General features: G+C 69.2%; 17 protein-coding genes. 12 read left to right on the top strand and 5 right to left on the bottom strand.

Translation table 11 applies throughout. The features are described from left to right. The first annotated feature begins 110 nt into the window (after positions 1–110). The 4 genes from KW843_RS16760 (at position 111) to KW843_RS16745 (ending at position 4353) form a co-directional block, all read left to right on the top strand. Positions 111–830: a DUF4126 domain-containing protein gene (locus KW843_RS16760; protein ID WP_218296274.1), complete on the top strand. Its 720-nt coding sequence runs from the start codon at positions 111–113 to the stop codon at positions 828–830. Between the two features lie 2 nt (positions 831–832). Then, positions 833–2860, top strand: coding sequence for an acetyl/propionyl/methylcrotonyl-CoA carboxylase subunit alpha (locus KW843_RS16755; RefSeq protein ID WP_218296273.1), 2028 nt, complete (start codon positions 833–835; stop codon positions 2858–2860). A gap of 63 nt (positions 2861–2923) precedes the next feature. Continuing rightward, positions 2924–3844, top strand: a complete 921-nt coding sequence (locus KW843_RS16750; protein WP_218296272.1) for a glyoxylate/hydroxypyruvate reductase A — start codon at positions 2924–2926, stop codon at positions 3842–3844. A gap of 41 nt (positions 3845–3885) precedes the next feature. Next, positions 3886–4353: a DUF3592 domain-containing protein gene (locus KW843_RS16745; RefSeq protein ID WP_218296271.1), complete on the top strand. Its 468-nt coding sequence runs from the start codon at positions 3886–3888 to the stop codon at positions 4351–4353. Positions 4354–4372: 19 nt separating this feature from the next. Here KW843_RS16745 and KW843_RS16740 read toward each other — a convergent pair whose 3' ends face one another. The 3 genes from KW843_RS16740 to KW843_RS16730 form a co-directional block, all read right to left on the bottom strand. Next, positions 4373–5425 carry a tripartite tricarboxylate transporter substrate binding protein gene (locus tag KW843_RS16740; protein WP_218296270.1) on the bottom strand — a complete coding sequence of 351 codons (1053 nt, stop codon included), beginning with the start codon at positions 5423–5425 and terminating at the stop codon, positions 4373–4375. 88 nt (positions 5426–5513) lie between these two features. Further along, positions 5514–6350 carry a 3-keto-5-aminohexanoate cleavage protein gene (locus tag KW843_RS16735; RefSeq protein ID WP_218296269.1) on the bottom strand — a complete coding sequence of 279 codons (837 nt, stop codon included), beginning with the start codon at positions 6348–6350 and terminating at the stop codon, positions 5514–5516. Beyond that, on the bottom strand, positions 6347–7327 hold the full coding sequence (locus KW843_RS16730; RefSeq protein WP_218296268.1) for a 3-hydroxyacyl-CoA dehydrogenase family protein: 981 nt from the start codon (positions 7325–7327) through the stop codon (positions 6347–6349). Before KW843_RS16730 ends, KW843_RS16735 begins: the two co-directional genes overlap by 4 nt. A gap of 88 nt (positions 7328–7415) precedes the next feature. Between KW843_RS16730 and KW843_RS16725 the strand changes: the two genes are divergently transcribed. The 7 genes from KW843_RS16725 (at position 7416) to KW843_RS16695 (ending at position 13082) form a co-directional block, all read left to right on the top strand. Then, positions 7416–8327, top strand: coding sequence for a LysR family transcriptional regulator (locus KW843_RS16725; RefSeq protein WP_218296267.1), 912 nt, complete (start codon positions 7416–7418; stop codon positions 8325–8327). 198 nt (positions 8328–8525) lie between these two features. Continuing rightward, positions 8526–9434, top strand: coding sequence for a hydroxymethylglutaryl-CoA lyase (locus KW843_RS16720; protein ID WP_218296266.1), 909 nt, complete (start codon positions 8526–8528; stop codon positions 9432–9434). Between the two features lie 26 nt (positions 9435–9460). Further along, positions 9461–9988, top strand: a complete 528-nt coding sequence (locus KW843_RS16715) for a YbaK/EbsC family protein (RefSeq protein WP_218296265.1) — start codon at positions 9461–9463, stop codon at positions 9986–9988. Further along, positions 9985–10260: a DUF1289 domain-containing protein gene (locus tag KW843_RS16710; RefSeq protein ID WP_218296264.1), complete on the top strand. Its 276-nt coding sequence runs from the start codon at positions 9985–9987 to the stop codon at positions 10258–10260. The genes KW843_RS16715 and KW843_RS16710 overlap by 4 nt, the downstream gene beginning before the upstream one ends. Further along, positions 10257–10910 carry a 2-hydroxychromene-2-carboxylate isomerase gene (locus tag KW843_RS16705; RefSeq protein WP_218296263.1) on the top strand — a complete coding sequence of 218 codons (654 nt, stop codon included), beginning with the start codon at positions 10257–10259 and terminating at the stop codon, positions 10908–10910. Before KW843_RS16710 ends, KW843_RS16705 begins: the two co-directional genes overlap by 4 nt. Positions 10911–11083: 173 nt before the next feature. After that, positions 11084–12745 (top strand): MFS transporter, encoded by a 1662-nt coding sequence (locus KW843_RS16700; protein ID WP_218296262.1) that lies wholly within the window; start codon positions 11084–11086, stop codon positions 12743–12745. Positions 12746–12887: 142 nt separating this feature from the next. After that, positions 12888–13082, top strand: a complete 195-nt coding sequence (locus KW843_RS16695; RefSeq protein WP_218296261.1) for a hypothetical protein — start codon at positions 12888–12890, stop codon at positions 13080–13082. Positions 13083–13199: 117 nt separating this feature from the next. Here the strand turns inward: KW843_RS16695 and KW843_RS16690 are convergent, their stop codons facing one another. Both KW843_RS16690 and KW843_RS16685 read right to left on the bottom strand, forming a co-directional pair. Further along, positions 13200–14324, bottom strand: a complete 1125-nt coding sequence (locus KW843_RS16690; protein ID WP_218296260.1) for an ABC transporter substrate-binding protein — start codon at positions 14322–14324, stop codon at positions 13200–13202. Between the two features lie 140 nt (positions 14325–14464). Then, positions 14465–15580, bottom strand: a complete 1116-nt coding sequence (locus KW843_RS16685; protein WP_218296259.1) for an ABC transporter substrate-binding protein — start codon at positions 15578–15580, stop codon at positions 14465–14467. Between the two features lie 184 nt (positions 15581–15764). Here KW843_RS16685 and uvrA point away from each other — a divergent pair, with 184 nt between their 5' ends. Next, positions 15765–21632, top strand: a complete 5868-nt coding sequence (uvrA, locus tag KW843_RS16680) for an excinuclease ABC subunit UvrA (RefSeq protein WP_218296258.1) — start codon at positions 15765–15767, stop codon at positions 21630–21632. Positions 21633–21798 lie beyond the last annotated feature (166 nt).

Here is a 21798-nt window from a genome sequence, read left to right as displayed (position 1 = left end):
GCAGGGGGACGATGCCATCGCTGCGGGGCGGCCCTTGCTCGGCATCTCTGGCATGGCGCCGTGGCGGTCTCTGAGGCACGAGGCAGTGCAGAGCGCAGTGGAGGACTGATATGGACACCCTTTGGCTCAACATCGTGCAGTGGCTCCACACCCTGGGGCTGCATGTTGACGCCGGCACCGCGCGCGAAGTGGCCGCGGGCGCGGCGCGTGCCACGGCGCAGCTGGACATGCCCAGCCTGCTGGCGCTGGCCGCCGCGCTGGGCTGGGCCAGCGGCTTTCGGCTGTACGCGGTCGTGTTCCTCGTCGGCGGCATGGGTGCCATGGGCTGGATGCCCTTGCCCCCCGGTCTGCACGTGCTGCAGAACCCGCTGGTGCTGCTGGTGGCGGGCGGCCTGATGCTGGTCGAATTTTTTGCGGACAAGGTCCCGTGGATCGACAGCGCCTGGGACGCCGTGCACACCGTCATCCGCGTGCCCGGCGGTGCCTTGCTGGCCGCGGGCGTGTTCGGCGCTGACAACGCCACCATGGGCGTGGTGGCCGGTTTGCTGGGCGGGTCGCTGGCCGCCACGTCGATGGCCACCAAGATGACCACGCGCGCGGCGGCCAACACCTCGCCCGAGCCGTTTTCCAACTGGCTGCTGTCGTTTTTCGAAGACGGCCTGGTGGTGGCCGTGGTGTGGCTCGCCACGCAGCACCCGGTGGCCTTCGGCATCGCACTGGTGCTGATGGTGGCCGTGTCGGTGTTGCTCCTGGTGGTGCTGTTCAAGTTTCTGCGCGCCGTGGTGCGGCGCTTGTCTTCTTTCTTTTCTGGTTCTGCCAAGGTGGCTTAAAAATGTTCAAAAAGATTCTGATTGCCAATCGTGGCGAGATCGCCTGCCGGGTCGCCGCTACGGCCAAGCGCCTGGGCGTGAAGACCGTTGCGGTGTACTCCGATGCCGACGCCAAGGCCAAGCACGTGGCCGTGTGCGACGAGGCCGTGCACATCGGTGGCAGCGCGCCCAAGGACAGCTATCTGCGCTGGGAGCGCATTATCGAAGCCGCCCAGGCCACGGGTGCACAGGCCATCCACCCGGGCTACGGCTTCCTGTCCGAGAACGAGGACTTCGCCCACGCCTGCGCGGCCGCAGGCCTGGTCTTCATCGGCCCGCCACCCTCGGCCATCAAGGACATGGGCCTCAAGGCCGAGTCCAAGCAGCTCATGGAAAAGGCCGGCGTGCCCCTGGTGCCCGGCTACCACGGCAGTGACCAGGACCCGGCCCTGCTGCAACGCGAGGCCGACCGCATTGGCTACCCCGTGCTCATCAAGGCCAGCGCCGGCGGCGGCGGCAAGGGCATGCGCGCGGTGGACCACAGCGGGGACTTCGCCGCCGCGCTCGAATCGTGCAAGCGCGAGGCCATCAACAGCTTTGGCGACGACGCGGTGCTGGTCGAAAAATACGTGCAGCGCCCGCGCCACATCGAGATCCAGGTGTTTGGCGACACGCACGGCAACTGCGTCTACCTGTTCGAGCGCGACTGCTCCGTGCAGCGCCGCCACCAGAAGGTGCTGGAAGAAGCCCCCGCCCCCGGCATGACGCCGGAACTGCGCGCGCAGATGGGCGAAGCCGCCGTGGCCGCTGCCAAGGCCGTGAACTACGTGGGCGCGGGCACGGTGGAGTTCATCGTGGAGCAGCCGGGCGGCTACGAGCGGCCCGACCAGATGAAGTTCTACTTCATGGAAATGAACACCCGCCTGCAGGTGGAGCACCCGGTGACCGAGGCCATCACGGGGCTCGATCTGGTGGAGTGGCAACTGCGCGTGGCGTCTGGCGAGCCGCTGCCTTTGACACAGGACGCGCTGCGCATCACCGGCCATGCGATCGAAGCGCGCATCTGCGCCGAGAACCCCGACAACAACTTCCTGCCCGCCACCGGCGCGCTCAACGTGTACGCGCTGCCCGAGTGCGTGACCTTCGAGCGGGGCGCGGTGCGCGTGGACTCCGGCGTGCGCCAGGGCGATGCGATCAGCCCGTTCTACGACTCCATGGTGGCCAAGCTCATCGTGCACGGCGACACGCGCGAGCAGGCGCTGGCGCGGCTGGACGAGGCCCTGGCGCAGACGCACATCGTGGGCCTGGCGACCAACGTGCAGTTCCTGCGCCGCGTGGCGCGCACCGGTGCGTTTGCGAACGCGCAGCTTGACACCGCGCTGATCCCGCGCGAGCAGGCGGTGCTGTTCCACCAGGAGCCGGTGGGCCTGCCCCTGGCCGCCGCAGCCGCCGTGGCGCAGACGGTGCTGCATGAACGCGCCAGCGAAGGCGTGGACCCCTTCAGCCGCCGCGACGGTTTTCATTCGCACGCGCTCACGCGCCGCCGCTTCGAGTTCGAGTTTGGCGGCGAGCACGCCAAGGCCTGGCTTACCTATGAACGTGACGGCGCGCTGCACCTGGCGGTTGGCGAGGGCGATGCGGCCGTGGCAGGGCCGCTGGAATTCGCGGAACAAGGCGGCGCCATCGAACTGCAGTTCGCAGGCCAGCGCACCCGCGCTGCGGTGTACGCCCAGGGCGAGGTGGACCATGTGTTCACCCCGCGCGGCGCGACGCAGATCACCGCCATCGACCTGCTGGCCCATGCGGGCGAGGCAGCGGCCGAAGGCGGGCGCCTCACGGCCCCCATGCCCGGCAAGGTGGTGTCTTTTGCCGTCAAGGCGGGCGATGCCGTCACCAAGGGCCAGCCGCTGGCGGTGATGGAAGCCATGAAGATGGAGCACACCATTGCCGCGCCCGCCGACGGCGTGGTGCAGGAGCTGCTGTACGCCCCGGGCGACCAGGTGACCGAAGGCGCGGAGCTGCTCAAGCTGGTGGTGGCCGAAAAGGCGTAGGCGGCCGCAGGGCACCCCGCATGCGACAGCGCGCGGGGGGCAATGCCGTTACGCTTGGGCGCCATGAAAATCACCTTCTGCTGTACCGACACCAAGGCCGACCCCTGGCTCCAGGGGCTTTCCGCCGCATTGCCCGGCGCTGATATTTCCGTGTGGCAGCCCGGCGCGCCGCAGGGCGACTACGCCGTGGTCTGGGCGCCGCCCCAGCAGTTCATGGACGAGCAGCCAGGCCTCAAGGCGCTGTTCAATATCGGGGCGGGCGTGGATGCGCTGCTCAAGCTGCGCCTGCCGCCCGGTGCGCTGGTGGTGCGGCTCGACGATGCGGGCATGGCCGTACAGATGGCCGAGTACGTGTGCCATGCGGTCATCCGCCACTTTCGCGAGTTCGACGGCTACGAGGCCGACATGGCGGCCGGGCGCTGGGGCTACCGCAAGCCGCGCCTGCGTGGCGACTACCCCATTGGCGTGATGGGCCTGGGCGTGCTGGGCGAGCGCGTGGCCAAGGCGCTGGCGCAGTTCGAGTTCCCGGTCAACGGCTGGAGCCGCAGCCCCAAGGCCATCGAAGGGGTGCGCGCCTTCAGTGGCGCGGAGCAGTTCCACGACTTCCTGGCGGCCAGCCGCGTGCTGGTCAACCTGCTGCCGCTCACGCCCGACACGGCCAATGTCATCAACAAGGAAACGCTGGGCCGCCTGCTGCCGGGCGCCTACGTCATCAACGTGGCGCGCGGCGCGCACCTCGTGGACGAAGACCTGCTGGCGGCCATCGGCAGCGGCCACGTGGCCGGCGCCACGCTCGATGTGTTCCGCACCGAGCCGCTGCCCGCGGGCCACGCGTTCTGGAGCCACCCGCGCATCACCGTCACCCCCCACACCTCGGCGCGCACGCTGCGCGAGGAGAGCATTGCCCAGATCGCGCGCAAGATGGCCGCGCTGCAGCGGGGCGAGGCGGTCGCTGGCGTGGTGAACCCCGGGCGTGGGTACTGAGGCCGCTGGCCGGCGGTGTCTCCAGCGTTGAAAATGGGGGCATGAACACGTCAACCTTTCGCGGCTTGCTTGGCTTCCTGGGCTGGTTCCTGCTGGTGCCCGGTGCCCTGACCGCGCTGGGCGCGGCGTGGCTGCTGGCCTCGGGCATGAGCCTGCTGGGCGGCACGCTCACCGCCCAGGGCCGCGTGGTGGCGCATGAGGAGACCTTTGTCGGCCCCTCCCACCGCAAGGCGCTCGCCCGGAAGAGCATCGTGGAATTCGTGGCGGGCGACGGGCGAACCCTGCGTTTCACGGACTCGGTGGCGCGCCAGCTTCAGGCGGTGCACAAGGTCGGCGAGGCGGTCACGGTGCGTTATCCCGCCAAGGACCCCGCGCAGGCCGAGATCAGCAGCTCCACCACGATCAGGAGCTTCATCGGCGTCGTGATGCTGCTGTTCGGTGCCGTGGGCATGGCGGCGGGCTGGCTGTTGCTGCGCCTGCGCCCGAGGGCCGCGGCCCCACCGCCCTGAGCCCCTGGCTGGCAGCCCGTCAATCCATCGTCACGCCCGCATCGCGCACCAGCTTGCCCAGGCGCTGCGCGTCGGCCTTGATCAGCGCGCCGAAGTCTGCGGCCGTGCCCGCCACCACCGGCGTGCCGATGGCCTCCCACTTGGCGCGGAAGGCGGGTTCCTTGAAGATCGCATTCACCGTGGCGTTGAGCTTGTCCACGGTGGCCTGCGGCGTGCCCGCGCGCACGGCGATGCCGTGCCAGCCGGTGATCTGGTAGCCCGGCACGCCCGCTTCGGCCATGGTGGGAACGTTGGGCAGCACCTTGGCGCGCTCGGCCGACGTGACCGCCAGCGGGATGAGCTTGCCCGACTGGAGGTGCGGCAGCGAGCTGCCCACGATGTCGAACATCACGTTCACCTGGCCGCCCAGCAAGTCGTTGAGCGCGGGGCCCGCGCCGCGGTACGGAATGTGGCCCATCTTCACGTGGGCGGTGGTGTTGAACAGCTCACCCGCCAGGTGCTGCGGCGTGCCGTTGCCGGCCGATGCAAAGCTCAGCACCGGCTTGCCCGCCTTGGCCATGGCGATGAGTTCCGGCAAGGTCTTCACGCCCAGCGAGGGGTGCACTTCCAGCACCAGCGGAAAGGCCGACAGCTGCACCACGGGCACCAGGTCGGTCAGTGGGTTGAACGGCATGCTGGCGTACAGCGACGGGTTCACCGCCATCGGGCCGCTGGCGGCCAGCAGCAGGGTGTGGCCGTCGGCGGGCGCCTGCTTGGCCACCTCGGCGCTGCCGGAGTTGCCGCCCGCGCCGCCCTTGTTGTCCACCACCACGGTCACGCCCAGGCGGCTTTGCAGCTCGGGCTGCAGCATGCGCGCCATCAGGTCGGTGGGGCCTCCGGGCGGGTAGGGCACCACGAAGCGAATGGTCTTGGTGGGGAAGGCGGCCGGGGCCGCCTGGGCCACGGCGTGGCCTGCCATGCCCAGGGCCAGGGCCCAGGTGGCGGGCACGGCAAGCGCCAGGCGGATGGCCGTGCGCCGCGTGGCCTGGAGTGCCTGCGGGGCGTGAGCGGGGGCGGTGGGGTGTTGTTGCATGGTGTCTCCTGCGGATGGATGAAGGCCCGTCTGGCGCGGGCTGATGGGGTGGATGGGGGATGAGGAAGTGCAGAGGCGTGCAAGGGGCTCAGCCCGCGCCGAAGCGCTGGCGGATGTCCCGCGCCGTGGCCAGCGGCCGCCCCAGCGCTGCCGCGGCCTCGACCGCTTGGCGCACCAGGGCCGCGTTGTCGGGCGCGGTGCTGCCGTCCTTGCGCAGCAGGTTGTTCTCGAACCCCACGCGGGCATGCCCGCCAAAAACCGCGGCGGCGGTGATGCAGGTGTTCTCGGCCGCGCCGAACGCGCACACGGCCCAGGGCTCGGGCCCGTCGTGGGCGGCCAGGAAGGGCAGCAGGTCGCGCGGGCTCGAGGTCTGGCCCGCGCTGTAGCGGCCCAGCACGAACAGCAAAAACCACGGCGCATCGGGCACCACGCCGCTGGCGCGCAGCGCCTGCCAGCGGCGCAGGTCGGCCACGTCGTACAGGATGACCTGCACCATGCAGCGGCGCTGCACCAGGCCGGTGAAGAAGCGCTGCAGCCCCGTCTCGCCGATCTCGGGCTGGTCGATCTCGCGCAGGCCGATGGACACGGCCTCGGGCTGCAGCGTCTCGACCATCGCGATCTGCGCCGGGGCACGGTACACGCCTGCGGCTTCGCTCGTGACCTGCACCACCATCGCATCGCCCACCGCGTGCTGCACCACGCGCCGGGCTTCGCGGTAGCTGTCCACGTCCAGGCTGTGGCGGCCCTGGGCGTCGCGGATGTGCATGTGGATCATGGCCGCGCCCGCCTCCAGGCAGGCCTTGGCGGTGGCGGCCAGCGTGGCCGGCGTGGTCGGCACGGCGGGGTGGTCGCTGGGCAGCTTGTAGGCACCGTTGGGCGCCACGGTGACGATCAGCGGGTCAGGCCATTGGCTGGAGGCGTTCATGGCGTGGCTCCCGGCGTGGTGTGTGTGCTGGCGGGCTCGATGGCAGGCAGCTCGCTGGCCAGCAGGGCCAGGCCCTGGCGCAGCAGCGTGTCGTAGCGGGTGCGCTCGGCGCGTTTGCGGTCCTCGGGCCAGTCGAAGAAGCCCTTGCCGGTCTTCATGCCCAGCTCGCCCTTGGCCACGCGGTCGCGCAGCGCCTGGGCGGGCACGTCGGTGTTGGAAAGCGTGGGATACATGGTGGCCGCGGCCGCGCAGTGCACCTCGATGCCCGCGTGGTCGCGCTGCAGCACCGGCCCCGCCGCCAGGAAGCGGAAGCCAAAGCCAAAGCGCACGGCGGCGTCCACGTCTTCGGGCGACGCGATGCCTTCGTCGATGAGCGCAAACGCCTCGCGCGACAGCGCATGCTGCATGCGGTTGGCCAGAAAGCCCGGCTTGTCTTTCTTCACCAGCACCGGCACGCTGCCGCAGCGGCGCATGAAGCCGTGCAGCCACTGGCCCAGCGTGGGGTCGCTGCGCTCGCCCAGCACCACCTCCACCAGCGGCACCAGGTGCGCCGGCATGAAGAAGTGCAGGCCCAGCATGCGCTGCGCGCTGGGCAGGCCCTGTGCAATGGCGCTGATCGGAAAGCCCGAGCTGTTGCTGGCCAGCACGGCGCTGGCCGGCGCCAGGGCCACCAGCTCGGCGAACAGCTGCTGCTTGGCGGCCAGCTGTTCGGTAATGCATTCGACCACCAGCACCACGCCGTCCCAGGCCACGTCCTGCAGGCTGGCGCACACCTCCACCGGGCCCGCGCTCGTGGCCAGGCCGGCGGCGTCGAGTTCTGCGGCAATGTGCGGCAAGAGCAGATCGCGCCGCGCGGTGTGCGGGTCCACCACCGTGACCCGGGCGCCGCCGCGGGCCAGGACCACGGCCACGTCGGCGCCCATGGTGCCCCCGCCCACGACCACCGTGCGTGCATTGCGCGGCGAACTGATGTCCATGCTGCTGTCTCCTTGTGTTGTCTTGCGGTGCAGTCTAGGCAGGCGGCATTGCGCGGTCCAGACGTATTTTTCGATAGACTGATCGGCCATGAAGATCAATTGGTCGGCCCGCGAGGTCGATGTGTTCCTGGCGCTGGCCGACACGCTGAGCTTTCGGCGCACCGCGCTGCAGATGCACCTGTCGCAGTCGGCGGTGTCGGGCACGCTCGCACGGCTCGAAGAGATGCTGGGCGCCCGGCTGTTCGACCGCACCACGCGCACGGTGCAGCTCACGCAGGCGGGCGAGGTGTTTGCCGAGCAGGCCCGCTTTCTGCGCCACCAGATGGATGAGACCGTGCGCCGCGTGCAGGCCGTGGCCCAGGTGCAGGTGGGGCGGCTGGCGCTGGCGGCGCTGCCGTCGCTGGCAGCGGGCGTGGTGCCCCGTGCGTTCGCGCGCTTTGCGGCGGGGCACCCGGGCGTGCACCTGGAGCTGTTCGACAGCCTGGCGGGCCCGGCGTTCGACATGGTGCGCGCAGGGCGCGTGGACTTCGCGCTCACCGCGGCCAACCCGGCGTATGCCGACCTCGACTACACCCCGCTGTCGTCCGACCGCTTCGTGCTGCTGCTGGCCCGCGCCCACCCGCTGGCGCGCGGCCGCGGTGCCCTGGGCTGGGCCGACGTGGCGGACCTGCCGCACATCTCCATGCCCGCCGGCACCAGCGTGCGCCAGTACGCCGACGAGGCGCTGCTCACGCACCGCATCCGCTTTGCGCCGCGCTACGAGGTGGAGCACCTGGCCACCATCGCGGCCATGGTGGCGGCGCAGCTGGGCGTGAGCGCGCTGCCCGAGCTGGCCGCGCAGGTCGTGCGCCGGCCCGAGGTGGTGGCCCGTCCGCTCAAGCTGCCCTCGCTGCGCCGGCCCATCGGCCTGGTCACGCTGCGCGGGCGGCGCCTGTCGCTGGCGGCGGTGCAGATGGTGGCGCTGCTGCGCCAGGAGATGGAGGAGGGGGCTGCACGCTGAGGCCCCGGACGCCGGCGCCGCAATGGCAGGAGCGGGGAAGGGTCTGGCAGGATATGGGGTGGTGCCGTCCCCGCGAAGCCCGGACAATAGAAGGCCTGTTCCCGGCCGTGGTGCCCGGGCTGCAGCGGCGCCGCCCGGGCGCTGCCGCCGCCAGGGCCCGGCCTGTTTCCCGTTTCCCTTTCTTTCAGGTAGCCGCCCATGAGCATTCCTTCTCGCGTCAAACTCATCGATGTCGGTCCGCGCGACGGGCTGCAGAACGAAAAATCGCCCGTGCCCGCCGACGTCAAGATCGCCCTGGTGCACCGCCTGCAGGACGCGGGCCTCAAAGAGATCGAAGTCACGAGCTACGTGAGCCCCAAGTGGGTGCCGCAGATGGCCGACAACCACGAGGTGATGCAGGGCGTGAACCGCGTGGCCGGCGTGCGCTACTCGGTGCTCACGCCCAACCTCAAGGGCTATGAAGCCGCGGTGGCGGACCGGCCCGACGAGATCGTGGTCTTCGGCTCGGCCAGCGAGGCGTTCAGCCAGAAGAACATCAACTGTTCCATCGCCGAGAGCATCGAGCGCTTCGCGCCCGTGGTCGAGGCGGCGCTGGCGGCCGGTATCGGCGTGCGCGGCGCGATGAGCTGCACCGTGGGCTGCCCGTACGAGGGCGAGATCGCCCCCGGGCGCGTGGAGTACCTTGCCGGCCTGCTCCAGGGCATCGGCGTGCAGCGCGTGGACGTGGCCGACACCATCGGCGTGGGCACGCCGCGCAAGGTGCAGCGCGCGCTGGAAGCGACGCTGAAGCATTTCGGCATCGACGATGTGTCTGGCCACTTCCACGACACCTACGGTCAGGCGCTGTCCAACACGCTGGCCGCGCTGGAGCTGGGGGTGTGGAACTACCAGTCCTCCGTGGCGGGCCTGGGCGGCTGCCCGTACGCCAAGGGCGCCACGGGCAACGTGGCGACGGAAGACGTGGTCTACATGCTGCACGGCATGGGCATCGAGACCGGCATCGATCTTGATAAGCTCATCGATGCGGGGGCCTACATCAGTGGCTTCCTGAACCGTAAACCCAATTCCCGCGCAGCGAATGCACTGCTGACCAAACGCGCGGGATAGCGCCATCGGCGCAGGAGAAAACTACCGTGTGCGGAGCTGAACTGAAGAATTTGCCGGACGGCGTGCAGCGCGTGGCCGCGGCGCTGCAATCGCAGGGCCATCCCCACATGCCCCAGATGCTCGACGACGCCGCGCGCACCGCGCAGCAGGCGGCCGATGCACTGGGCATCCTCGTGGGGCAGGTGGCCAAGAGCATCATCTTCCGGCGCAAGAGCGACGACGTGGCCGTGCTCGTGGTCACGTCGGGCGACCGGCGCGTGGACGAGAAAAAGGTCGAGGCCCACGTGGGCGGCAAGATCGGCCGGGCGGACGCCGAGTTCGTGAAGTCGCGCACCGGTTTTTCCATCGGCGGCGTGTCACCCGTGGCGCATGCCACGCCGCCCGTCACGCTGATCGACCAGGACCTGCTGCGCTTTGACGTGGTGTGGGCGGCGGCCGGGCATCCGCACAGCGTGTTTGCGCTGCATCCGGGCGACCTGCAGCGCCTGACCGGGGCGCCCGTGGTCGACGTGGTGCAGGCGCCCGTGGACACCAGCGTGCAGCCCGCCGCATGAATGCTATTGATTTGCTAGCTGATCGCGCCCGCCAGTTGGGCGCTGGCGGCCATTTTGATGCCCGGAGCATGGAGCCCGTGCCCTCGCCGTGCATCTCGGTGTGCCGCATGTCGCCCGACCGCAGCCATTGCGAAGGCTGCTTTCGCACGCTCGACGAGATCCGCATCTGGTCGCGTGCCGACGCCAGTTTGCGCCGGGGCATCTGGGCGCAGCTGCTGGGCCGCGCTGGCATCCCGGCCGCCCCGCAGAAGGCACAGGAGACATCGCCGTGAAGCGCATCACCTTTTACCTGGACTTCGTGTCCCCCTACGCCTGGCTGGCGTTCGAGCGCCTGCCCGAGGCGCTGCAGGGGCTGAGCTACAGCGTGGCCTACCAGCCCGTGCTGCTGGGTGCGCTGCTGCAGCAGCATGCCAACCCCGGGCCGGCGGGCATCGCCCCCAAGCGCGACTGGACCTACCGCCATGTGACCTGGCTGGGCCACGCGCAGGGCACGCCGCTGCAGATGCCCGCGCGCCATCCGTTCAACCCGCTGCCCCTGCTGCGCACGGCGCTGGCCTGCAGCGACGACGGCCACATCAACCGCTTCGTGGCCGGCACGGTGCTGCGCCATGTGTGGCAGGGCGGGCACGATGCGCTCGACCCGGCGCGCCTGGCCGATCTGGCCACGCAACTCGCGGACCAGCTGCGGCCCGGCGAGGATGCGGCCAGCGATGGCCCCAAGGCCCTGCTGCGCGCCAACACCGAAGCCGCGCAGGCGGCGGGCGTTTTTGGCGTGCCGGCGTTCGAGGTGGACGGCAAGCTGTTCTGGGGCCTCGACGGCCTGCCGATGCTGCGCGCGTACCTCGACGGCGACGCGTGGTTCGACGGTCCGGGCTGGGAGGCTGTCAGCCAGCTCCCATCGGGTTTACCCGGCAAGGTGTGAGCGATTTCCGGATGCTGAAAGGGGCGCTGCGGGTTTCACCCTAAGTTGTCAGAGAGCGGTCAGTTTGGTGAAAGCTCGTGTTGGTTTCGCGTCAGAGCGTGGTCAGTGCCATCTCCAAGAATGCGTGCAGCCCGCCGCAGCGCGGTCTGAACAACCAACAGGAGACACACACCATGGCAACCGTTCATCCCGCACCGCGGCCGATGTCGCCCGAAGAGAGGAAGGTCATCTTCGCGTCGTCCCTCGGCACCGTTTTCGAGTGGTACGACTTTTATCTGTACGGCTCGCTCGCGGCCATCATCGCCAAGCAGTTCTTCAGCGGCCTGGATGCCGGCTCGGCGTTCATCTTCGCGCTGCTGGCGTTTGCCGCGGGCTTCATCGTCCGCCCCTTCGGCGCCATCTTCTTCGGCCGCCTGGGCGACATGATCGGGCGCAAGTACACGTTCCTGGTCACCATCCTGATCATGGGCCTGTCGACCTTCATCGTGGGTATCCTGCCCACGTATGCATCGATCGGCGTGGCGGCTCCCGTCATCCTGATCGCACTGCGCCTGCTGCAAGGCCTGGCGCTGGGCGGTGAGTACGGCGGCGCGGCCACCTACGTGGCCGAGCATGCCCCGCACGGCAAGCGCGGCGCCTACACGGCCTGGATCCAGACCACGGCCACGCTGGGCCTGTTCCTGTCGCTGATGGTGATCCTGGGCACCCGCACGGCCATGGGCGAGGAAGCCTTCGCCGACTGGGGCTGGCGCATCCCGTTCATCGTGTCGATCCTGCTCCTGGCCATCTCGGTCTGGATCCGCCTGTCGATGAACGAATCCCCCGCCTTCCAGAAGATGAAGGCCGAAGGCAAGACCTCCAAGGCGCCGCTGACCGAGTCTTTCGGCCAGTGGAAGAACCTGAAGATCGTGATCCTGGCGCTGGTGGGCCTGACCGCCGGCCAGGCCGTGGTGTGGTACTCGGGCCAGTTCTATGCGCTGTTCTTCCTGACGCAGGCGCTGAAGGTCGATGGCGCCACCGCCAACATCTTCGTGGCCGTGTCGCTCTTGATCGGCACGCCGTTCTTCATCGTGTTCGGCGCGCTGTCGGACAAGATCGGCCGCAAGCCCATCATCCTGGCGGGCTGCCTGCTCGCCGCGCTGACGTACTTCCCCGTGTTCGGCGCGCTGACCAAGGCGGCCAACCCCGCCCTGGCCGAAGCACAGGCCAAGAACCAGGTGATCGTGACGGCAGACCCCAAGGAATGCTCGTTCCAGTTCAACCCCACCGGCACCTCCAAGTTCACCAGCTCGTGCGACATCGCCAAGCAGGTTCTGGCTGGCGCTTCGGTGAGCTATGAGAACGCCACGTCCGCCGCCGGCACGCCCGCCTCGATCAAGATCGGCGAGACGGTCATCACCTCGTACTCCAGCAAGGGCCTGCCCGCTGACGAAGCCAAGAAGAAGGACGGCGAGTTCAAGAAGGCCGTGGCCGATGCGCTGAAGGCCGCCGGCTACCCCACCAAGGCCGATCCCGCCCGCATCGACAAGGTCATGGTCACGGTCATCCTGACCTACCTGGTGCTGCTGGTGACCATGGTGTACGGCCCCATCGCCGCCATGCTGGTGGAAATGTTCCCCACCCGCATCCGCTACACGTCCATGTCCCTGCCGTACCACATCGGCAACGGCTGGTTCGGCGGCCTGCTGCCCACCACGGCATTCGCCATCGTGGCCCAGACCGGCAACATGTACAACGGCCTGTGGTACCCCATCATCATCGCGGGCGCCACCGTGGTGATCGGCGGCCTGTTCGTCAAGGAAACCAAGGACGTTGACATCTACGCCAACGACTGACCGTTTCTGATCGGTGTGCAGGGCCCGCCCCGCAAGGGTCGGGCCCTGTGTTCCATCAAGGGGCTTGTGCTGCACCAGTACAACCTACAACGCCGCGCTCCAGGCCCCTTGATTGAACAAACCCATCCAAGGAGATATTGATATGTGGAAGATTGTTGTTGGTTTCGTCCTGTTCGCCGCGTTGTCGATGTACGTGATCATCAAGGCGGGCGACAAGGCCGACATGGGCGGCGAGAAGCACGGCGCCGATGCCGTGCATGCGCCCGAGCCTGCGGCCAGCGCGCCGGCGGCGGCTGCGCCCGCGTCGGCGCCGGCTTCGGCCGCCAGCGCGCAGTGATGCGCTGAGTCCATGGCGGCCCCGGGACGCGGGGTGCGTGCCCCGGGGCCCTGCGGGCCTCCATGAAAAAGCCCGAAGCCACTGGCTTCGGGCTTTTTTCTTTTGCGGGGGCCTTGCTCAGCGCTTGAAGCGGCCGTCGCTTCCGATGATGGACAGGTCGGAGAAATCCAGCCCGCTGTGGTCCGTGGCGCTGTAGCTCAGTTCCAGCCCGCCCAGGTCCCATTTCCGGATGCTCTCCAGCCCGGCCTGCAGCCTGGCGCGGTCCGGCTTGGCGCCCGCGCGCTTCAAGCCTTCCACGAGCACCTTGGCGCTCACGAAGCCTTCCACCATGGCGGGGGTCAGCTCGCCCAGGTTCCTGGCGCGCACCAGGTCCATGGCCTCCTTGATCACCGCGTAGTTCAAGGACCGCTCCGACGGGAACACCTGCGTGACCACCACGCCCCGGGCCTGTTCGCCCAGCGCCTTGACGAAGCCGCCCGAGGCATTGTTGGACAGCGTCACGATCTGCCCGGTCGCGCCGGCGGCGCGCAGCGCCTTGATGCCGTCCACCACGGCCGCGCCCGTGCCGATGAAGATGATGGCCTGGGGCTCCTTCTGTGCCACGCGCGGGGCGATGGCGCTGTAGTCGGGCTTGGCGCGGTCGAACTTCTCGACGAAGAGGGCTTCCAGCTGGTTGGCCTTGAACCCGGACTGCGCGCCCGCCAGGCCGTCGGCGCCAAAGGTGTCGTCCACATGCACCACGCCGATGCGCTTGATGCCCAGGGTGTTGAGGTGGGTGATGGCCTTTTCCACTTCGCGCTGGTAGGGGGCGCGCACGTTGAAGATGTACTTGTTCACCGGCTGGTGCAGCGCGATGGCGCCCGTGGAGGGCCCCACCAGCGGCACGGCATGCTGTTCCAGCAGCGGAATGATCCCCTGGGTGTGGGGCGTGCCGCGCGTCATGAACAGCCCGATCACGCCTTTCTCCTCGATGAGGGCGCGGGTGTTCTCCAGCGTCAGCTTGGGGTCGAACTTGTCGTCCATCGACACGACCTCCACCTTCTGGCCGCCCACGCCGCCCTTGCTGTTGACGTGGTCGAGGTAGAGGGCGGCACCCCGCATGGATTCGGCCACCGTGGCGGCGGCGGAGCCGGTGATGCCCACCGTCTGGCCGATGAGGATCTGCGCGTGGACCTGGGCCGCGCCGAGCGCCAGGGTGAGCAGCGCGGCGGCGCATTTCGCAAGGGTGCCAGGGACTGTCATGGTGCTCCTCTCTTCATTGAGGTGCCCGAGTTTAGGGACTGGGCACCGCAGGGCATCCGTAGAAGTGCGTAGCGGCCAGGGGGTGTTTTCACTGATTTGTCAACAATTTCTTCCCGGGTTTGCGGGTATTTCGCAACACTTCAGCGGCGGAACTTGCCGTCGGTGCCGATGATGGACAAGTCCGCGAAGTCCAGGCCCGTGTGGTCGTCCGGGCCATAGGAGACCTCCAGGCCGCCCAGGTCCAGCTTCCGGATGCTCTCGAGCGCCGCATGGATCTTTTCGCGGCTGGGCTTGGGGCCGGCGCGCCTGAGCCCTTCCACCAGCACCTTGGCCGCGGCAAAACCCTCCAGCATGGCGGGCGTGATCTCGGTGAGGCCCTTGGCCCGCGCGAGTTCCTGGGCCTCCTTCACCATGGCATAGGTCACCGCGCGCTCATTGGGATACACCTGCGTCACGATCACGCCGCGCGCGTTGTTCCCCAGGCTCTTGATGAAGCCGCCCGAGGCGTTGTTGGACAGCGTCACGATCTGCGCGGCCGAGCCCGCGCCGCGCAGCGCGTTGCCTGCGTCCACCACGGCTGAACCCGAGGCGATCATCAGCACGGCCTGGGTATCGGCCTTGGCCACCTTGGCCGCGATGGGCGCGAAATCGGGCTTGGCGCGGTCGAACTTTTCCAGCACCACGGGCGTGAGCTTGGCGGCCGCCAGGCCCTTCTGGGCGCCGGCCACGCCGTCGGCGCCAAAGCTGTCGTCCGCGTACACCACGGCGATGCGCGAAATGCCCATGGAGGCCAGGTGGGTCATGGCCTTTTCCGCCTCGCGCTGGTAGGTGGCGCGCACGTTGAAGATGTACTTGCGCACCGGCTGGTGCAGCACCATCGCGCCCGTGGACGGGCCCACCAGCGCCACGCCATGCTTCTCCAGCAGGGGGATGATGGCTTCGGTGTGGGGCGTGCCGCGCGTGAGGAACAGCGCGGACACGTTGTTCTCCTCGATCAGCTTGCGCGCGTTCGCGGCGGCCAGCTTGGGGTCGAACTTGTCGTCCAGCGAGGTCAGCTCGATCTTCTGGCCGTGGACACCGCCCTTGGCATTGACGGCCTCGATGTGCAGCAGGGCGCCATCGGTGGTCTCCTTCACGCCCGCCGCCACCTGCCCGGAGAAGCCCGCGGTCTGGCCGATCAGGATCTGGGCATGGCCGGTGCCGCACAGCGCGGCGGCCAGGGCGGTCGCGGCTCCCCATTGTGTCCATGTGTGCATGGTCGTCTCCTTTGAATTGTCCGGCCACTCTAGACAAATGTCCTCGGTTTGCGAATCGGCATAACCCGAAGGTGTGACAGGACTTGTCAGCAGATGTGCGATCAGGGGCTATTGCGGCATGGCCGGACGGGGTCCGTGGCGGTGCCTAGAATGTCCCGCCTCACCCTCGAAAAAGACTGCCTCCATGACCCAGGGACTGATCCGTATCCGCGGCGCACGCCAGCACAACCTCAAGAACCTGGATCTGGACATCCGCACGGGGGAGCTCACCGTGGTCACCGGCCCCAGCGGCTCGGGCAAGTCCAGCCTGGTGTTCGACACGCTGTACGCCGAGGGCCAGCGCCGCTACGTGGAGACCTTCAGCGCCTACGCGCGCCAGTTCCTCGACCGCATGGACAAGCCGGCGGTGGACAAGGTCGAGGGCGTGCCGCCCGCCATCGCCATCGACCAGACCAACCCCGTGCGCTCCAGCCGCTCCACTGTGGGCACGATGACGGAGCTCAACGACCACCTGAAGCTCCTGTTCGCGCGCGCCGGACAGCTGTTCGACAAGCAGACCGCCCAGCCGGTGCGCCACGACTCGCCCGAGACCATCTACGCCGAGCTGCAGCGCCGCGGCGCCGAGGCCGGCGACCCCCGCATCGTGCTGACATTCCCCGTGGAGCTGCCGGGCGGCACGTCGGCCGAGCAGGTCGAGCAGTGGCTGTCCGCCAGCGGCTTCACCAAGGTGCAGGCCGAGCGCGAGGTGGCCACGTCCACGGGCCCGCGCAAGGTGCTCGATGTGGTGGCCGACCGGTTCCGCCTGGGCCACGCCGAGAAGGCGCGCGTGGTCGAGGCCATCGAGGTCGCGCTCAAGCGCGGCACGGGGCGCCTGAACGTGTACCGCCTCGTGGACGAGGGCGAGCCCGAGCTGTGGCGCTTCTCGACCGGCCTGCACTGCCCCGACAGCGACCTGCGCTACAGCGACCCCATTCCCTCGATGTTCTCGTTCAACTCCGCCGTGGGCGCCTGCGAGAGCTGCCGGGGCTTCGGCCGCGTGATCGGCGTGGACTACGGCCTCGTGATCCCCAACGACAGGCTCACGCTGCGCGCGGGCGCGATCAAGACCATCCAGACCCCCGCCTGGAAGGAAGCGCAGGACGACCTCATGCGCCATGCCGAGGCGGCCGGCATCCCGCGCGACACTCCCTGGTACAAGCTCACCGACGACCAGAAGAAATGGGTCATCGGCGGCACGCCGGGCTACAAGGACGGGCAGTGGAGCAAGCAGTGGTACGGCATCAAGCGCTTCTTCGAGTACCTGGAGAGCAAGGCCTACAAGATGCACATCCGCGTGCTGCTGTCCAAGTACCGCAGCTACACGCCGTGCCCCACCTGCGCGGGCGCGCGCCTCAAGACCGAGAGCCTGCTCTGGCGCGTGGGCAGCAAGGAGGATGCGGACGCCGCGGTCGATCCTGCCCGCCGCTTCATGCCCGAGGGCGTGTTGTGGTCGCGCGAGCAGCTCGAAGCCCTGCCCGGCCTGTGCCTGCACGACCTGATGCTGCTGCCCATCGACCGGCTGCGCCGCTTCTTCGACCGCATGGAGCTGCCTGTGGGCGACGCCGCGGCCGGTGGCGATGCGCAGGCGCTGAAACTCCTGCATGAAGAAATCACCACGCGCCTGAAGTACCTGTGCGACGTGGGCATCGGCTACCTCACGCTGGACCGCCAAAGCCGCACGCTCAGCGGCGGCGAGGTGCAGCGCATCAACCTGACGACCGCATTGGGCACCAGCCTGGTCAACACGCTGTTCGTGCTGGACGAGCCCAGCATCGGCCTGCACCCGCGCGATATGCACCGCATCACCGAGGCCATGCTGCGCCTGCGCGACGCGGGCAACACCCTGGTGGTGGTCGAGCACGACCCGGCCGTGATGCTCGCGGCCGACCGCATGATCGACATGGGCCCCGGCCCCGGCCGCCTGGGCGGGCAGATCGTGTTCGATGGCACCACGGCCGACCTGCGCCATGCCGACACGCTCACCGGCGCCTACCTGGGCGGGCGCAAGCACGTGGGCTTCGGCTTCAAGCGCATGGTGACCGAGTCCACGCCGCGCCTCATCCTGGAAGGCGCGCGCGAGCACAACCTGCAGAACGTGTCGGTCGAGTTCCCGCTGCAGCGCCTGGTCACCGTCACCGGCGTGAGCGGTTCGGGCAAGTCGAGCCTGATCCAGGACGTGCTGGCCCCCGCGCTGCTGCGCCACTTCGGCAAGGCCACCGACACGCCGGGCGCGCACGACCGCATGCTGGGCGCGGACCACCTCTCGGACGTGGTGTTCGTGGACCAGTCGCCCATCGGCAAGACGGCCCGCTCCAACCCCGTGAGCTACGTGGGCGCCTGGGACAGCATCCGCGAGCTGTACGCCGTGGCGCCGCTGTCCAGGCAGCGCAGCTACACCGCCAGCAAGTTCAGCTTCAATAGCGGCGACGGGCGCTGCCCGACCTGCGGCGGCTCGGGCTTCGAGCATGTGGAGATGCAGTTTTTGTCGGACGTGTACCTGCGCTGCCCCGATTGCGACGGCAAGCGCTACCGGCCCGAGATCCTGGAGATCACCATCGAGCGGGGCGGCAGGGCCCTGAACGTGGCCGACGTGCTGGCCCTCACGGTGGCCGAGGCCGCCGCGCTGTTCGCCGCCGACCGCGACGTGATCCGCGCGCTGCAGCCCATCGTGGACGTGGGGCTCGAATACGTGGCGCTGGGCCAGCCCGTGCCCACGCTCAGCGGCGGCGAGGCGCAGCGCCTGAAGCTGGCGGGCTTTCTGGCGGAAGCGGCCCGCGTGCAAAGCAAGTCGCGCCAGACGATAGCGCGCAAGGGCACCTTGTTCCTGTTCGACGAGCCCACCACGGGCCTGCACTTCGACGACATCGCCAAGCTCATGCGCGCGCTGCGCAAGCTCATCGACGCGGGGCACTCGCTCATCGTCATCGAGCACAACCTGGACGTGATCCGCGCGAGCGACTGGCTCATCGACCTGGGCCCCGAGGGCGGCGACGCGGGCGGCCTCGTCGTGGCCGAGGGCACGCCCGAGGACGTGCGCCAGCACGCCACCTCGCACACGGGCCTGGCGCTGCGCGACTACGAACTCACGCTGGGCATCGGCGGCCACTCGGTGCACGAAAAAGCCGCGGCGCTACGAAAACAGGAGCGCTCTGCGCTCATGGATAAAGCGCCAGCGGCCAAAAACGCCATTGAAATCGTCAACGCCAAGGAGCACAACCTCAAGAACCTGAGCGTGAACATCCCGCGCGGCCAATTCAACGTGGTCACGGGCGTGAGCGGCTCGGGCAAGTCCACGCTCGCGTTCGACATCCTGTTCAACGAGGGGCAGCGGCGCTACCTCGAATCGCTCAACGCCTATGCGCGGTCCATCGTGCAGCCGGCCGGCCGGCCCGAGGTGGATGCGGTGTACGGCATACCGCCCACCGTGGCCATCGAGCAGCGCCTGTCGCGCGGCGGGCGCAAGTCCACGGTGGGCACCACCACCGAGGTGTGGCACTTCCTGCGCCTGCTGTACGTCAAGCTCGGCACCCAGCACTGCGTGAAGGACGGCGCGGCCGTGCAGCCGCAGACGCCCGAGAGCATCGCCGCCCAGCTGCTCACGCAGTTCCGGGGCCAGCACATCGGGCTGCTCGCGCCGCTGGTGATGAACCGCAAGGGCGTGTACACCGAACTGGCGGACTGGGCGCGGCCGCGCGGCTACACGCATTTGCGGGTGGACGGCAATTTCCTGCCCACCACCCATTTCCCGCGCATCGACCGCTTCAAGGAGCACACCATCGAACTGCCCGTGGCCAGCGTCGAGGTGTCCGCAGGGAACGAGGCGCTGCTGCGCGCCTCGCTGGCCGAGGCCCTCACGCACGGCAAGGGCGTGGTGCACGTGCTCAGCAGCATCGGCGACCTGCGCGCCGCCATGGAAAGCGGCCAGCCCACGGCGGGCATCGGCCAGCTGCAGGCCTTTTCCACCAAGCGCGCCTGCCCCGTGTGCGCCACCAGCTATGCCGAGCTGGACCCGCGCCTGTTCAGTTACAACAGCAAGCACGGCTGGTGCCCCGATTGCGTGGGCACGGGCGTCAAGCTCACCCGCGACCAGCGCAAGGTGTTCGACGACTCGGTGCAGGACGACAAGGAAAAGGGCCGCGAGCAGACCTTCGCCGAGCCCGAGGTGGAAGACCTGGCCGACACCGCCTGCCCCAGCTGCCAGGGCACGCGCCTGAACGCCACGGCGCGCGCGGTGCGGTTCGCGGGCATCGGCATCACCGACATCGCCGCGCTGTCGGTGACGGACGTGCGCCGCTGGATCGAGACCCTGCAGATCGAAGGCGGCATGAGCCGGCGCGAGGCCGACATCGCCCGCGACCTCGTGCCCGAGATCCAGAGCCGGCTCGAATTCCTGGAGGAAGTGGGCCTGTCCTACCTCACGCTCGACCGGGGCGCGCCCACGCTCAGCGGCGGCGAGGCGCAGCGCATCCGCCTGGCCGCGCAGCTGGGCAGCAACCTGCAGGGCGTGTGCTACGTGCTCGACGAGCCCACCATCGGCCTGCATGCGCGCGACAACCAGATCCTGCTCAACGCCCTGCACAAGCTGGGCGACAAGGGCAACACCCTGGTGGTGGTGGAGCACGACGAGGACACCATCCGCCGCGCGGACCACATCATCGACATCGGCCCGAGCGCGGGCAAGCGCGGCGGGCGGCTGGTGGCGCAGGGCAGCGTGGACGACATCACCGGCGCGCCCGAATCCCAGACCGGCCGCTACCTGCTGCACGCCATGAAACACCCGCTGCAGCTGCGCCGCAGCATGCTGCCGAGCGAGCTGAGCGCCGAGGCCCTCGCGCTGGGCGAACCCGCCGACGTGCCCAAGGGCCGGCAGAGCGCCGCGGTCAAGAAGCGGGCCGCGGCGGCGGCGGCGCTCACGGCCGATGCGCTGGCCGATGCCAAGGCGCGCGCCGCGATCCGCTGGCTTACCGTGCACGGCGCGCACCTGCACAACCTGCAGGACGTGACGGCCACCGTGCCGCTGCACCGCCTGGTGGCCGTCACGGGCGTGAGCGGCTCGGGCAAGTCCACGCTGGCGCGCGACGTGCTGCTGGCCAACGTACAGGCCTGGGTGCAGCAGCGCGCCACCAAGGCCGGGCGCGACGCGATGGACGCGGGCAAGGCGCCGCCCCTGGTGGGCTGCACGGGCCTGTCGGGCTTCGAGAGCATCGACCGCGTGCTCGAAGTGGACCAGACCCCCATCGGCAAGACGCCGCGCAGCTGCCCGGCCACCTACATCGGCTTCTGGGACACCATCCGCAAGCTGTTCGCCGAAACGCTGGAGGCCAAGGCGCGCGGCTACGCGGCCGGGCGCTTTTCCTTCAACACCGGCGAGGGCCGCTGCGCGAGCTGCGAGGGCGCGGGCGTGCGCACCATCGAGATGAGTTTCCTGCCCGACGTGAAGGTGCCCTGCGAGACCTGCCACGGCGCGCGCTTCAACCCCGAGACGCTGGCCGTGACCTGGCGCGGCAAGAGCATCGGCGACGTGCTGCAGATGGAGGTGGACGAGGCGGTGGAGTTCTTCGCCAGCATGCCCTCCATCGCGCACCCGCTGCAGCTCCTGAAGGACGTGGGCCTGGGCTACCTCACGCTGGGCCAGCCCTCGCCCACGCTCTCGGGCGGCGAGGCGCAGCGCATCAAGCTCGTGACCGAGCTGACGAAGGTGCGCGACGAGGTGGGCCGCCGGGGCCAGAAGGTGCCGCACACGCTCTACGTTCTGGACGAGCCCACGGTGGGCCTGCACATGGCCGACGTGGACAAGCTCATCCGCGTGCTGCACCGCCTGGTCGACGGCGGCCACAGCGTGGTGGTGATCGAGCACGACCTCGACGTGATCGCCGAGGCCGACTGGATCATCGACCTCGGCCCGGAAGGGGGCAGGGAGGGCGGCCGCATCGTGGCGGCCACCGTGCCGGAAGAGGTGGTGCGGCTGGGCACGCACACCGGCAAGGCGCTGGCGGCGGTGCTGGCGCGGTGACCGGAGGGCCCGGCGGTGGCGCACGCCACTGTCGGCCCATGTCCTACGCACGGCGCGGAACATGGCGCACGCGCGGCGCGGGGTGAGGTTTCTAGGATTCAGTGCAGGGGTTGGCGCCAGGCGCAGCGGCCCCGCACATCTCCACCAACTCCTACGGACCCATCAC

Source organism: Acidovorax sp. sif1233 (assembly GCF_019218755.1).
GTDB lineage: Bacteria > Pseudomonadota > Gammaproteobacteria > Burkholderiales > Burkholderiaceae_C > Acidovorax.
This window is presented reverse-complemented; position numbering and strand designations above follow the sequence as displayed.